Genomic DNA, 13,802 nt, shown 5'->3' with positions numbered 1-13,802 from the left:
ACGTGATCGATCGGGACGCACAGAGCCGGCGATCTTTTGATCCACATAGCTGCCTTACCCAGCCAACCACGTAACTTACATTCCCCCACTGCCCTCCACGCGGTAACCTCACGGCAGCCTCCCGGTCGTCACCGAAAAGCCGCAAGAAATGAGAATTGCTCAGGTCGCGCCCCTAGACGAATCGGTCCCGCCGCGCCTCTACGGGGGAACGGAACGGATCGTATCGTTCCTCACCGAGGAGCTTGTCAGAAGAGGTCATGAGGTCTCGCTGTTCGCGAGCGGGAACTCCGTCACCACCGCCAATCTGGTACCGCAGGGCACCACGGCGTTGCGCCTTGACCCAAACGCGCGACGGTCCTCCATCGCCGCCCATCTGGCAATGCTGGATGAAGTGCGCCAGCAACAGGACCGGTTCGACGTAATTCATTGCCATCTCAGCCATTTTCAGCATTTCCCGCTCTTCGAGACATTCGCAGAAAAGACAATAACCACGCCGCACGGACGGCTCGACTACAGCGATCTTCCTAGCACATATGCCAGGTGGCCTTACTTCTCGCTAAGCTCGATCTCGATGCGCCAGCGCCAGCCGCTACCCAAGGCGCGATGGGTGGGCAACGTCTATCACGGCCTGCCCCTGCATCTTTATCCCGCCACCGACCGGGCTCACCCACAAGACCCCTACCTTGTTTTTCTGGGCCGGATTTACCGCGACAAGCGGCCCGACCGCGCGATCGAGATCGCCAGGTTGGCGGGCATGCGGCTAAAGATCGCCGCCAAGATGGATTACAGCAACCGCGCCTACTGCGAAGAGCTCGTCGAGCAAATGAAAAGCCCCCATGTCGAATTCTTAGGGGAAGTGGACGATGTCGGTAAGGCCGCTCTTTTCGCCGGCGCGCATGCCCTGCTTTTTCCGATCGATTGGCCGGAGCCTTTCGGCCTTGCGATGATCGAAGCCATGGCATTTGGGGTGCCGGTGATCGCCTGGTCGCAAGGTGCGGTGCCCGAAGTCGTGGACGACGGTGTCACCGGCTTCGTGGTCGACACCATCGACGATGCGGTCGCCGCCATCCAACGGGCCTATTCGCTCGACCGGCGTCAGGTAAGGCGCAGGTTCGAGGAGCGCTTCAGCGCGTCCCGCATGGTCGATGACTACGAGGCGATCTACGCCTCGGTTGCCGCAGGCGTGTACAAACCCGAAGGCGACCCGCGGATTGTTCCGATCGCGGGAGAAGGTCGATCGGACCAGGAATGGACAAACGGAAATCAGATCAGCTTAAACTCTCGGCGGGGATCGATGAACTAATTCCCCTGGAACCGTAGCGCCAACTGGAAATATCGATGCTGATGAGCCGCGCTGTCGGGATCTGGAGCAGATGTACGCACGCAAATGAACGAAGCTTTGCACGCAAACGAAGCACTGTTTGAGAATGGTCCGCCTGTCGGGCTCCTGCGGCGTCTCGGCTTCGTTAGGGGTAGTCAACTCAACGTTGGCCGCCGCGCGATGACCTAGCTAGCCGAACTCCTTGCATGCGTCGCTCCGTGTCAGTGGCCCGTCAAGACCAGGGTCTGCACCGGAAGCAGCAGCGCCTGAGCCCGCAGGATCCCGGCGTGCACGATTCCGACCGTGTCTACAATGTGCAGAAACAGCCATCGCGGGGTGCCCAGCTTGTCCGACGCGAGTTCGTCATGGTTGTTCGTGTAGGCGTTGGCGATGCAACTGCCGCCCGGCGGGACGCCTTCGAGCCCGCCCGCGTAGAGGGGCTCTAGGAATGCGGTGATGGTTCCGGGCCGGACGGTCTGTGTCACGTCGATCAGTTGGTCGGTGGGCCGGAATTGACCAGACGCGATCGCGTCCTGAACCTGGGTCACCACCATCGGGATAATGGTGAAGGGTTTGCCGATGCATGTGACCTCGGCAATCATCCCGGTCCTGATCACCTGAGCCTCGATCTGCCCGAAACCGGCGACGAGCGCCTGCCGACCCGCCTCGGCGGGGACCAGGATGCCGGCGGGCCGGAGCATCGGATTAACCACGTCGCCCTGCCTGAGCGTGAACTGCTGAACCGTTCCGGAAACGCCGGCCCGAACGAGTGTTTTGTCGATTTCGACTTGTGCCTGGACAAGTGCGGCCTCGGCGGTCGCCTTCTGCGCCGGCAACAGCGAAGCGATCTTGGTCTGCAGCGCCTGCTTGTTCGCCAGCGCGGCTTCAGCCGCACCCTGCTGACCTTCCGCGACGTCCCGCAGCCGCTCGAGTTCCCGCAAGGAAACGGTATTCGGGTTGCGGCGCCGGAGTTCGGTTTTGGTCTCGAGCTCCGCCAGCGCGTCACGATGGGCGCTCTCGGCTTGCCGGATCTGCCCGTCCGCCACCGCCAGTTCGCTCCGGGCCACTTCGGTAGCAGCATCGACTTCGGCGATGGTTCGGCGAGCCGACTCGTGGACCGCTTCCTGCTGCGAGCTGTCCAGGCGGAACAGCGGCTGGCCGGCCTCGACCTTGTCGTTCAAGCCCACAAAAACCTCGGCGACGCGCCCGCTGGTCTCGGGAAGGATGATGGTGGTCCGGAATATGGCCGTGACCGCTGTCGTAGCGGGATGGAAGTAGAAGATGAGCGTGATGAGGGAGACGGTGAGGATCAGGCAGGCGGTGATGCCCCAACGGAGCTCGAACCACACCGAGTAGAAGGTGATCTCCCGGCCGATCCGCTTGTCCTGGACATAGCGGCGAAAAAGATAGTCCGGGAAGATGGTGAGCATGGAGCACAGCAGCAATTCCAACATCGCTCAGCTCCGCGCTTCCAGCCTGTCGGTCAAGGGAGGTGTCCCCGGAACCACCTCTAGCGCCTCGTCGCTGCGGCGGGCGGCGTGGATGGGCATTTCGAGGGACTGGGCCATTGCCTCAGGGATCACAGTCAACTCCTCCCTGCGGCGGCGGTCGCCGCCATGAGCGAGCTTCTCGAGGGACTTGGCCATGGAAGAGATCGGTGTCGAGAAGTCCGGCAACTGAACGAAGGCGAGAAGCAGGCCCGCAATCCAGAACAGGTGGTTGTGGGTAAAGAGCGCGATAACCGCCAGGATCGCCACGATCTCCATCTGCACTTTTTGGGTCCGATGCGCCACCTGCTCGGGAAGCGCATGGAGGCGCAGGTAGAGGTTGCCGATGATAAGGACGATGCCGATGAGGAAGACCGTCATCACGACGAACAGAATGTCAGTCTGACCGGGAGGCGTAATGAACGGCGGCAGATGCTTCACCGCAGCGGGATGTATCTCTTCCATCGCCCAACCCCTCCGCGCCGGATTGCGGCGCTCTCGACAGCCCGGGAAGTATAGTCGAATCTAAACCCTTGGGTCGACACTGTCACTCCCGTTCATCAGTACTCATAGGTGACAATATCGCCCAGCGCTATGGCGTGTCCCTCACCACCTCCAAAGGGGCCTTGCTCTTTTTCGAGGCCTCGTAGGCTTGGTGTGCAGCGGCCACGGTCCCCCCGCCACCCTCGAGGCGATCTACGCCTCGGTTGCTGCAGGCATGTACGAACCAAAAGACGTCCCGCGGATTGTTCCGATCGCGGGAGAAGGTCGATCGGACCCGGAATGGACAAACGGAAATCAGATCAGCTTAAACTCTCGCCGGGATCGATGAACTAATTCCCCTGGAACCGTAGCGCCAACTGGGAACATCTCTATGCTGATGAGCCGCGCTGGCGGGATCGGAAGCAGATGTGCACACGCAAATGAACGAAGCCCTGCACGCAAACGAAGCACTGTTTGAGAATGGTCCGCCTGTCGGGCTCCAGCGGCGTCTCGGCTTTGTTAAGGGTAGTCAACTCAACGTTGGCCGCCGCGCGATGATCGTCGGTGCGGTAGGCTGGGCGCCCCTTCTCGTTTTAGCCGGCATTCAAAATGTGACCATGCACACCGACGGAATTACGTCGCTCCTTTGGGAGACGGGTGTGCACGCGCGGTATCTGATCGCCGCACCACTACTCGTCCTGGCCGAAGCGCAGTGCGCATCAAGGCTCAATGCCATCGTCCGGCACTTTGCTGACGCCGGGCTTGTAACCGATAAGGACCGTGGGACATATGACGCTGCCGTCGCATCGACCCGAGCGCAGCTCAATTCGCGCGCCGCAGAAATTATTGTAATCGCTCTGGCCTATCTCCTCACGTCTGCGGCGGTCTTTTCGCTGCCATTCGACCAGCTTCCAGTTTGGCACAAGACTGGCGGCTTCGCGCCTGCCTTCTCGCCAGCCGGCTGGTGGCACGTGCTGGTGAGTCTCCCTTTGCTCCTGACCTTGCTGCTTGGCTGGGGGTGGAGGTTTGCGCTGTGGGCGCATCTTCTGTGGCGGATCGCCCGGATCGACCTCCGCCTCATGGCATCCCATCCGGATGGCGCAGCGGGCCTTGCCGTGCTGGGATATTCGCTGCGGGCATTTTCCCTCATAGCGATGGCACTGGCCACGATCGTTGCCGGGCGTTCGGCGAATATTGTCTTGGTCGATGGGGCGCTGTCGAGAGACCACACGATCTTCAGTGCCGGCCTCTTGGTGGCGGTCGTCGCCTTGTTTGCCGCGCCATTGTTCTTTTTTACGCCGATTCTGATGAAGGCGTTGCAGCGTGGCTCATTCGAATACGGCGCACTTGCCAACCGGGTCGGAGCGGTTTTCGAAGAGAAATGGCTTGGACGCAATGGACCCGTCGACAATTCCGCGATCGAGAAGCCAGACTTCTCGGCGACTACCGATTTGTACGCGATCGTCGCAAATGTTTACGCGCTGCGCTTAGTGCCGATCGACCTCAAAAGCATCGTCATACTCTGCATCGCATTGCTGCTGCCGTTCGTTCCGATCGTGTTCCTGGCGCTACCCATGGCGGAAATCTTGGCAGGACTGAAGACACTGCTTTTCTAGAGCTAGAATGACGATCACGACCGGGGCGACGATACGGATTCCGCACCTCAGCATCCAAATTCTCCTTGCCTTGCAATAGCTCCCGTCAAGTCTGCTGAGACGCCCTCACCTCGAGCAAATCCCGCTCGAGGAAGTAATTGAGGAACGTTCGGATCACCGCAATTGCCGCTAGTCGTCCAATGTCATCCCAGCCCGGTGCAATCGAAGTTTCTATGATGTCGGCCGCGAGCTGGAAGGTTAGGCCGGCAACCAGCCAGCGAGCATAGCGCAGCCAGACAACGCGTCCCTCGGTTGGTCCCGAAGGGGCCAACATCGCGCGAATGGCGCCGACGAATGCCTCAATTGTCCCGACGACGATAGCGATCAGCGCGATAGCATCGATGAAGAGGACGGCATACCCGGTGATGACGGCGAAGCCCTCTTGCATCACTCCCTCACGAGCGTGAACGAACGATGCAGCGCAAGCCGAGATGGCAGGTCGATGTATCAACCGGCTGCGACATGCGCGCTGCAGGCCGATATCGCCGACAGTAATTGGGCGCGCATAGATAAGAGCCGCCTTTGGTTACCTTGCGCGGGATCGTGATCTCAGGGGTGTGAGGGTCAAAACTAGCTTCGCGCTGGCCGCCCCGCGGATTGTCGATCGTACAGCACGGGCTGTCGATCCGCGAGTGCTCCTGATACCAATCCGTAGTCCACTGCCAGACATTGCCCGCCATATCGTGGAGCCCGAAGCCGTTGGCCGGAAACGAACCGACCGGAGCCGTCCACTCGTAGCCGTCCTCGTTGCGATTTTCATAGGGAAACTCGCCTTGCCAAGTGTTGGCGAGATGCTTGCCGCCTGGCGTCAGTTCGTCACCCCAGACAAATTCGGCGCCGTCGAGTCCACCGCGGGCTGCGAACTCCCACTCGGCTTCGGTCGGCAGTTCCTTGCCCGCCCATTTCGCATAGGCCTCGGCATCCTCGAACGCAACATGGACCACTGGGTGGTCGCCCAGCTTCTTGATGGAACTCGCAGGGCCGCGCGGATGGCGCCAATTGGCGCCGCTTACATAGACCCACCAGTTGTAAGAGTTCCGCATGTCGACCTTCTGAGCCGGCTTCTTGAACATGGAGGACGACGGCACCAGGAGTTCCGGTATCGCTCCGGGGTAGTCTGCGGGATCCGCCGGACGCTCGGCCAGCGTCACATATCCGGTCTCTGCGACGAAACGTTCGAATTCGCGATTGGTTACCGTGTGGCAATCCATCCAGAAGCCACTCACCTTGACACGGTGAGCCGGCGCCTCTTCCGGGTAATGCTCGTCCGAGCCCATGAGGAACGTACCGCCAGGAATCCACACCATGCCTTCGAAAGGCGGCACGGCGCTATTTCGATCGCGCGTAGTCAGATCAACAGAGTCATTCACAACAGAGCACCTTTTGTATCGTCCCATCATAGGCAGCGCCGGGTGGCGGGATGCCCGCCGCCCGGCCAATGGCGCTAGTGTCCGCCTCCGCCTGTGCCGGTCACCGCTTCCATCACATGGTCGAGGTTGAAGCTTCCTGGCTTCTGGCGCGGCGGGAACTCGCGGAAACTCTGCAGCCATCGTCCCACGAAGGCGCCCGCGGGTGCGATCATAAACATGTGCTCGGCGAACCAGCGGCCATAGTCCATGCCGATCTGATGCGCGAGTTCAAAGGGGTCCATCCGTAGATTGGTCAACATCGGTGCACGCAGCGCCACGAAGGGCTCCTGCCAAACGTGCAGGCCGTGTGCGTCTTGCCGCAGGAAGGTAGCCTTCCAGTTGCCGTAACGCAGGGCGGCGACGCTGCCGTCATCGGTCCAATAGATGAACTCCTGGCGCGGCCATTTGGCCTCGCCCTTCAATGCGGGCATGAGGTTGTAGCCGTCGAGGTGGACCTTGTAGTCCCGGCCCATGGCCTTGTGACCCGTCAGGAGCTTCTCCTTGACGTCAGGCTCGCCAGCCGCGGCCAGGATGGTCGTGAGCATGTCCTCATGCGATCCGACATCGTTGATGACCGTGCCGGGTTTGATCACGCCGGGCCAGCGAATGGCGCACGGCACCCGATAGCCGCCTTCCCAATTGGTGTTCTTTTCACCCCGGAACATCGTCGTGCCACCGTCGGGCCAGGAGAAGGACTCCGAGCCGTTGTCGGTAGAATACATTACGATGGTGTTCTCATCGAGACCCAGCTCCTTGAGCTTGGCCAGCATCTCGCCGACCTGACGGTCGTGCTCGACCATGCCATCGGCATAGATGCCGAGCCCCGTCTTTCCCTGTACCTCCTTCTTGAGATGCGTGAAGATATGCATCTTGGTGGAATTCCACCAGAGGAAGAACGGCTTGTCCGCTTTTTTGGCGCGCTCCATAAAGTCGATCGCCTTGGCGGAGACCTCTTCGTCGAAGGTCTCCATGCGTTTCTTGGTCAGCGGACCCGTGTCTGTGAGGCGGCCGTCGGCGAAGCTGTGAATGACGCCGCGCGGACCAAAGTTCTTCTTGAAATTCGGAAACTCCGATTCCTTCGGATAGTCGGGGTTTTCCGGCTCTTCCTCCGCGTTCAGGTGGTAGAGGTTGCCGAAGAACTCGTCGAAGCCGTGGTTCGAAGGCAACATCTCGTCACGGTCGCCGAGGTGGTTCTTGCCGAACTGCCCGGTCATGTAGCCGTGGTTCTTGAGCAGGCCGGCGATCGTCGGATCTTCCTTCTTCATGCCCTCGGGCGCTCCCGGCAAGCCGACCTTGGTGAGGCCGGAGCGGATGGGCGACTGCCCGGTGATAAATGCCGCACGACCCGCGGTGCAGCTCTGCTGCCCATACCAGTCGGTGAACAGCGCTCCCTCCTTGGCGATGCTGTCGATGTTGGGCGTCTTGTAGCCCATCATACCCTGGTTGTAGGCGCTGACATTGAACTGGCCGATGTCGTCGCCCCAGATGATGAGAATGTTCGGTTTCTTGTCTGCCATTTTCGTCTCCTCCCTATGTTGTCGGATGCTGCGCCATCCTTGCCTTCAGACCAACCGGAACAGCACGGCAATGAAAGTGAGAATGCCGATGAGCAACAGAACGATCGTGACGGCAAAGAGCGGCGTCTTGTGCTGGTCCTTGTCCACTCCGGCGAGCGCAGCGAACTGTTTGCTCCACAGATAACGAAGTAGCGATCGGTATTGCCACAGCGAGACAGCAAGCGCACCCACGCCGGCGAAGATGAGCGCAAGGCCGAGAACGCGCGGCGACTGCGGGCGAAGCGCCGGGGCGACGCCTTGCATGTCCTGAAACCGCTCGAAGAACTGGACGATCGTGAAGCCGAAGCCGATAAGCGAGACGGCCGTTCGCACCCACGACATCAGCGTGCGCTCGACGCTGAGACGCGTACGCAGCCAAGAGAAATGACTGTCCGATGTCACATGGACTTCAAATCTTGGCGGGTTCTCATCCGCGGGCTGGCTCACCATTCTGATCCCTTGAATTCCCTATTCAACGACATTGTTTCAGCGTGCGAGATTGGCCCCAAGGCTTCTTGATCACTCATGATTTGGTCCGAGACGAGCGCGGCTCCACCAGCGCGCGATGCGCGCCGCGGGTCCCCGGATCAGGAGATAGGGAACGAAGGCGAGAACAATCGCGACGACCACAGCTTCAAACGGATAGAATGTCCGGAGCTGCATGATTTGATAGACAGTATCCAGGATCACGGCGAGCACCATAACCTTGCCCGTCGATCTAATCCCTTCAACAAGGCGCGCGCGGCGCTCGTCAGGCTTTGACAGGACGGTCCAAAAATAAGGCGAGCGCCCGTCGCGCGCGTCCTTGATGCCGTCACGTATCGCGAAGAGCGTCGCCATTACCGGCTGAAGCAGGAACCGAAGCGCCAGTGGCCCACTGGGCCTTGCGACGAGGTCTTCCCAAAAGCGTTGCAGAATGTCTTCGATTGCCATCCCTGTTCATTCCTCGTGCGAAGCCGGTAGCCCACTTCCGGCTCTGCGCCTCTCGGATGCTTGATCAGATACTCTAACGTCGGTGATACCGCTCATGGCTCGACCTTGTGAAGGTTCGGGAAAATGGTGTTCCAGTCGTCCTTCATGTCCACGACGGTCCAGCCATTCGCCTCGGCTTCATCAAGCGCCTTGTCGAGAAGGCCGATGGACGATTGCCGGTCATAGGCCCATTCGCGTTCCGCATCGGTGTGATGAACGATCAGTCCGAAGCGCGCCCCAGACGCGGCCGTCGTCCATTGCAGCATCTGCAGATCGCCGTCGGAATTGCCGAATGCCGCGATGGGCCGGCGGCCGATATGCTTCTGGATGGCGACCGGTTTGTCGGCCTCGTTGTCGATGAAGTCGACCTCCGGCAGCTTGACGAGAACCGGCTTGCCATCACGGATCTCGAATTTCAGCCTGCCGCTGCTGCCGATCACCTGCTCCGGCGGGATGCCGTAGACTTCTTCGGCGAAGACCCGCATGAACTCGATGCCACCGCCGGAAACGATGAAGGTCTTGAAGCCATTGGCACGGAGATAGGCGAGCAGTTCGAGCATCGGCTGATAGGCCATTTCGCTGTACAAGCGGCCGGTCTTCGGATGCTTCGCGGTGGCGATCCAGGTGTGGACAACACCCGCAAATTCCTCGGATGTCATCCCCGCATGGGTCGCGACGATGATCTCAAAAACTGCCGGCTTGCCACCGGCGAGCGCAGCTTTGAGGTCGCCCCTAAGCAGAGAGGAGAAGGGTTCCTTGTCCTTCCACTCGGGATGCTGTGGCGCCAACGCCTTCACGCGATCGAGTGCGAAAGCAAGCTGGAAGTATATCGGCTGCTCGGACCAGAGCGTGCCGTCATTATCGAATGTCGCGATGCGTTCGGACTCGGGCACGAAATCGGGAGAGCCTTGCGCTGTCACCCGCTCGACGAACGCGACGACGGACTGCTTGGCTTGACCTTCGTTCCAGGATGGAAGTGCATCGGCAGCGTGTGCATTGGTGGTGGCAGCCAGAGTGCCAGCGAACACAGCAGTCACAAGGCCGTCTTTGATTTTCATTGCACTTTCTTCGTTCGCCAGGGTCGCGCCCGCCCTCGGGACGGGCGCATCCTTTGAATGGACTTGGCGTTTTCTTCAGCGCGGCATCACTGCCGCGCCAGTGCGACGCGAAGGGCCTCTTCCGGCGAGACGTGATGGTCGGCACGGTCGGCGTCTTCGCCAATGGCGAGCTGCACGCCCTTTATGACACCATTGAACGCGTTTCCACGCGGGCCGTAGTCCGGCGAAACGGGCGCTCCGGTGTCGCAACCGACATCGCAGCCATCGTCCGCCGAGAAGACCGATGGCGCAGTTGCGCCCACAGCGCCTTCTCCGACTTTCTTGCTGTCGATGAACAAGGACACCGTGCCGCCCTTGGCAGGACCGCCGCCCGCATAGGCGAATTCCATGCGGACCTGATGCGATCCCGGCGGGATCGCGTCGGTGGATTCGGCGAAGAAATGCTGTACGCCGATCAGGTTGTAGCAGTATTTGAGCTTGCCGCCCTTGGCGTAGAGGCTCCAGCCGCCGATATTGGCGCCCTGCGAGATGATCACGCCTTCAGCGCCTCCCTCCGGCACCACGATCTCGGCGGTCACCGAATGCGACTTGTTCTTGAGGTTGAGGACGGAGTTCTCCGAGAGGCGACCCATGCCTCCGAACAGGATCTGGGATTTCCCCTTGATCAGAACCGGCCGTCCTGCCAGATCAGAGTCAAAGCGAGCGGCGACATTATCGTCCAGCGGCAGCACATTGTAGCGGGCGGCCTCGATCAGCCACAGGCGCTGAAGCTGATGCAGTTTGTCCGGCATCTGCTTTGCCAGATTGTTGGCCTGGCTCCAGTCCTTGCTGGTGTCGTAAAGCTCCCAGACGTCGTCGTCGAAGGCGGGAACCGTCTCTCCGTGCAGCAGCCACGGCGTCTTGTGGCGCGTCACCGCGGTCCAACCCTTGTGGTAGATGCCACGGTTGCCGAACATTTCGAAGTATTGCGTCTCGTGCCGCTCCGCTGCCTTCGCTTCATTGAACGAATAGAGCATGCTGACGCCTTCGATCGGCATCTGAGCAACCCCGTCTACCGCCTGTGGTTGAGGGAGCCCTGCCGCCTCCAGTATGGTCGGTGCGACATCGATGACATGATGAAACTGGGAGCGAATCTCGCCCTTGCCTGCGATACCGTTTGGCCAGTGCACGATCGTGCCATTTCGGGTCCCGCCCCAATGCGAAGCGACCTGCTTTGTCCACTGGTAGGGCGTGTTCATTGCGTGCGCCCACCCGACGGCAAAGTGGTTGTAGGAGTCCGGTCCGCCGAGCTTGTCCAGCCGCTCCATGAGGAATTGTGGCGTCTCGAGAGCGGCCAGGCCATTGAAATTGGCCATTTCGTTATAGCAGCCGATCAGCGTTCCCTCGGCCGAAGCGCCGTTGTCGCCAATAATATAGTAGATCAGCGTGTCCCCCGTCAGCTTCATCTGGTCGAGGCTGTCGAGGAGCCGTCCGACATGGTGGTCGGCGTATTCCAGGAATCCGGCGTAGACCTCCATCTGACGCCTCAGAACAGGCTTCATCTCCTCGGGCATTTGATCCCAAGCAGGAATCTGCTCGTGGCGCGGCGTCAGCTGGCAGTCGGAGGGAATGACGCCGAGCTTGAGCTGGCGGGCGAAGGTCTCCTCGCGCAGCTTGTCCCAGCCCTGATCGAACTTGCCCTTATACTTGTCCGCCCACTCCTTCGGAACATGGTGGGGAGCGTGGGTTGCGCCGGGTGCGAAATACATGAAGAAGGGCTTGTCCGGTATCAGCGCCTTCTGCTGGCCGACCCAGGCAATCGCCTTATCGGTCATGTCCGCCATGAAGTGGTAGCCTTCTTCCGGCGTCTTGTGCACCTCGATCGGCGTGGTGCCCTCATAGAGAGACGGGTACCACTGGTGTGCCTCGCCGCCGATGAAGCCGTAGAAATATTCGAAGCCGCCGCCACCGGTGGGCCACGCGTTGAACGGGCCTGCGGGGCTCGTTTCCCACACAGGGACCTCATGGCATTTGCCGAACTGTGCGGTCGCATAGCCGTTCAACTTCAGCGTCTTTGCCAGTGGAGAAGCCGTGTTCGGCAGGACCGAGCAATAGCCGGGCGACCCGCTGGCGATCTCGGTAATGCCGCCCATGCCGACCGAGTGGTGGTTGCGACCCGTGAGCAGCGCCTGGCGCGTCGGCGAACAAAGAGCTGTCGTATGGAAGCGATTGTACTTGAGACCGCCGGCCGCCAGGCGTTCGGCGTTGGGCGTCTGGCACGGACCGCCGAAGGCGCTGGAGGCGCCGAAGCCCACATCGTCGATCAGGATCACCAAGACGTTCGGGGCGCCCTTTGGCGGACGCAGTTGCTCGATGACCGGATACTTCGATTCCGGATCCTTGGCGTCGTAGGTGATGAGACCGGTTCGCGGACGTGTCGGTATTGGAAGGACGCCGCGGTTGATGTTGTCTATGCCATCGCTCATCGTGATCTCCCATTTGGCGGCGCTCTCGCCACATAGCTTTGAAGGGCAAGTAAGTGAGGTTCGCCTATTGCCGCTCGGGGCGGAAGGTAATTAACGGTAACCTACGGACAGAATCCGCTCGGCCAGCGCAAGAGTCGGTCCTTGGGTGAGTCCGGCTTCCTCGATGAGCCAAGGAAGAACTCCACGTCTTCCGAACGGATAAACCGCATCGAGACCTTGCCGCGTGCCTTCACCAAAACCGGCACATCTTTCGAGCCAGGGGCGTTCATGCTCAGCGCACGATGCGATGGCTGCAGAGGCTTGGGTTACAGTCAGATCATCAAACGTTTCGACGAGCAGTCGTGGAATTTCGGGCGTGCTTCGGCTGACGAGTCCCCGATTAGGCCGAAGGCATGGCCATAAGCGATGACGGCCTTCGCCAGCGAAGTGGTTGAGTGGCGATTTTCTCGACGGTGCTCGCGAGGCACGACCGCCTCGACCGAGGGGGCGCTCGCAGCGAGGGCGCTGGAACGTAGCCGTTTTTTTTGTTTCGTTCGACGGAGCGGCGCAAGAGGGCCAGCCTCATTGCAAACGATCGGACCCCTCTGCGGGTCGAAGCAAGCCGACGACGTTGCCTTCGGCCGCATGGCCGAGAAGGCGTCGTTCGCGGGCAGTTGCATCGAAAGCGGGCTGTCAAGGATGCGATCTAGCTCGACACGACAATGGCCGGTAGGGAGATACAACTCCCGGTAGCGATACAGCGCAATAGCTTGGTGGGATCGGGAAGACGTTGCGGGTTCTTTGGGACCGCCTGCCACAAGCGTGGCGATCCTCGGCCGCCGGCGGATACAGCTTCGCCAGCAACAGTCCGACTACGTAACTTACATACTGATACTGGCACCATCAAAAAGACTATGCGCATTCTAGCGCACAAGTGATGGCCCTATGGCAACAATGGAAAACCTCCTGGCGGGGAGCAATCATATTCGGCGGCAGGCGACGCATGCCGCATGCTGAATTTGCGACCCGCAAATTGAGGCATTCCGCGACAGTAGGAGCTGCTCTACGAGAGGCTGAGGCCTGGCAATTGAAGTCACGGCAAAGCTGCTCAGCCATGAACCCGCCAACGCTCAGGCCTATGCGGTCATCGCCATCGCTTACAACGCAAAAGGCGACTAGATCGGGCAAAGGAGAATGCAGCCAAGGCCCGTGACATAGACCCTTCCATCCGCTTGCCGGATGAACTCGACCGCATGCTAGGCGGCCGAGCTGATTGACGGGGAGGCCAGCGGGATACTCGAGGGACGAAATCGCGAAATCCATCTCGCCAAGCATGCCTCAAAGCATGAAAGAAAGTGGAGCTTTGGTGATAATGTGGCTCGACGGATTGGTTGTTATTGGGAGCCGGCTCGGTGAC

The 13,802-nt window shown here is 60.4% G+C and carries 10 protein-coding genes and 1 pseudogene; 2 read left to right on the top strand and 9 right to left on the bottom strand.

The features are described from left to right. Positions 1–148: 148 nt before the first annotated feature. Positions 149–1,303, top strand: coding sequence for a glycosyltransferase family 4 protein (locus IQ26_RS01365; RefSeq protein ID WP_145711560.1), 1,155 nt, complete (start codon positions 149–151; stop codon positions 1,301–1,303). A 239-nt stretch (positions 1,304–1,542) separates the two neighbouring features. Here IQ26_RS01365 and IQ26_RS01360 read toward each other — a convergent pair whose 3' ends face one another. Together IQ26_RS01360 and IQ26_RS01355 are read right to left on the bottom strand one after the other, a co-directional pair. Next, entirely contained in the window at positions 1,543–2,775 is a 1,233-nt protein-coding gene (locus tag IQ26_RS01360; RefSeq protein WP_145711558.1) for an HlyD family secretion protein, read from the bottom strand. A gap of 3 nt (positions 2,776–2,778) precedes the next feature. Then, entirely contained in the window at positions 2,779–3,273 is a 495-nt protein-coding gene (locus tag IQ26_RS01355) for a hypothetical protein (RefSeq protein ID WP_240546953.1), read from the bottom strand. Between the two features lie 458 nt (positions 3,274–3,731). Here IQ26_RS01355 and IQ26_RS01350 point away from each other — a divergent pair, with 458 nt between their 5' ends. Beyond that, positions 3,732–4,907, top strand: a complete 1,176-nt coding sequence (locus tag IQ26_RS01350) for a hypothetical protein (RefSeq protein ID WP_145711556.1) — start codon at positions 3,732–3,734, stop codon at positions 4,905–4,907. A gap of 85 nt (positions 4,908–4,992) precedes the next feature. On the opposite strand, the gene IQ26_RS01345 is transcribed toward IQ26_RS01350, so the two are convergent. From IQ26_RS01345 to IQ26_RS01315, 7 genes and pseudogenes are all read right to left on the bottom strand, one after another. Further along, positions 4,993–5,334, bottom strand: coding sequence for a DUF1622 domain-containing protein (locus IQ26_RS01345; protein ID WP_145711554.1), 342 nt, complete (start codon positions 5,332–5,334; stop codon positions 4,993–4,995). Between the two features lie 7 nt (positions 5,335–5,341). Beyond that, complete coding sequence (locus IQ26_RS01340) at positions 5,342–6,253, bottom strand: formylglycine-generating enzyme family protein (protein ID WP_240546963.1); 912 nt, start codon at positions 6,251–6,253, stop codon at positions 5,342–5,344. Positions 6,254–6,390: 137 nt separating this feature from the next. Further along, a pseudogene (locus IQ26_RS01335) lies at positions 6,391–7,881 on the bottom strand (arylsulfatase); the annotation flags it as partial. A 36-nt stretch (positions 7,882–7,917) separates the two neighbouring features. Then, positions 7,918–8,361, bottom strand: coding sequence for a YidH family protein (locus IQ26_RS01330; RefSeq protein WP_145711550.1), 444 nt, complete (start codon positions 8,359–8,361; stop codon positions 7,918–7,920). A 69-nt stretch (positions 8,362–8,430) separates the two neighbouring features. Next, positions 8,431–8,844: a hypothetical protein gene (locus IQ26_RS01325; RefSeq protein ID WP_145711548.1), complete on the bottom strand. Its 414-nt coding sequence runs from the start codon at positions 8,842–8,844 to the stop codon at positions 8,431–8,433. A gap of 92 nt (positions 8,845–8,936) precedes the next feature. Continuing rightward, positions 8,937–9,941, bottom strand: a complete 1,005-nt coding sequence (locus IQ26_RS01320; protein WP_145711546.1) for an HAD family hydrolase — start codon at positions 9,939–9,941, stop codon at positions 8,937–8,939. A gap of 86 nt (positions 9,942–10,027) precedes the next feature. After that, the gene (locus tag IQ26_RS01315) at positions 10,028–12,406 is read right to left on the bottom strand and encodes an arylsulfatase (protein WP_145711543.1); all 2,379 of its coding nucleotides are present in this window, start codon (positions 12,404–12,406) and stop codon (positions 10,028–10,030) included. Positions 12,407–13,802 lie beyond the last annotated feature (1,396 nt).

Source organism: Mesorhizobium tianshanense (assembly GCF_007830515.1).
Lineage (GTDB): Bacteria > Pseudomonadota > Alphaproteobacteria > Rhizobiales > Rhizobiaceae > Mesorhizobium > Mesorhizobium tianshanense.
This window is presented reverse-complemented; position numbering and strand designations above follow the sequence as displayed.

Coding starts and splice junctions, on each gene's coding strand:
- IQ26_RS01315 (WP_145711543.1), bottom strand. CDS start 12,406: ATGAGCGATGGCATAGACAACATCAACCGCGGCGTCCTTCCAATACCG.
- IQ26_RS01355 (WP_240546953.1), bottom strand. CDS start 3,273: ATGGAAGAGATACATCCCGCTGCGGTGAAGCATCTGCCGCCGTTCATT.
- IQ26_RS01365 (WP_145711560.1), top strand. CDS start 149: ATGAGAATTGCTCAGGTCGCGCCCCTAGACGAATCGGTCCCGCCGCGC.
- IQ26_RS01350 (WP_145711556.1), top strand. CDS start 3,732: ATGAACGAAGCCCTGCACGCAAACGAAGCACTGTTTGAGAATGGTCCG.
- IQ26_RS01330 (WP_145711550.1), bottom strand. CDS start 8,361: ATGGTGAGCCAGCCCGCGGATGAGAACCCGCCAAGATTTGAAGTCCAT.
- IQ26_RS01325 (WP_145711548.1), bottom strand. CDS start 8,844: ATGGCAATCGAAGACATTCTGCAACGCTTTTGGGAAGACCTCGTCGCA.
- IQ26_RS01360 (WP_145711558.1), bottom strand. CDS start 2,775: ATGTTGGAATTGCTGCTGTGCTCCATGCTCACCATCTTCCCGGACTAT.
- IQ26_RS01320 (WP_145711546.1), bottom strand. CDS start 9,941: ATGAAAATCAAAGACGGCCTTGTGACTGCTGTGTTCGCTGGCACTCTG.
- IQ26_RS01345 (WP_145711554.1), bottom strand. CDS start 5,334: ATGCAAGAGGGCTTCGCCGTCATCACCGGGTATGCCGTCCTCTTCATC.
- IQ26_RS01340 (WP_240546963.1), bottom strand. CDS start 6,253: ATGGTGTGGATTCCTGGCGGTACGTTCCTCATGGGCTCGGACGAGCAT.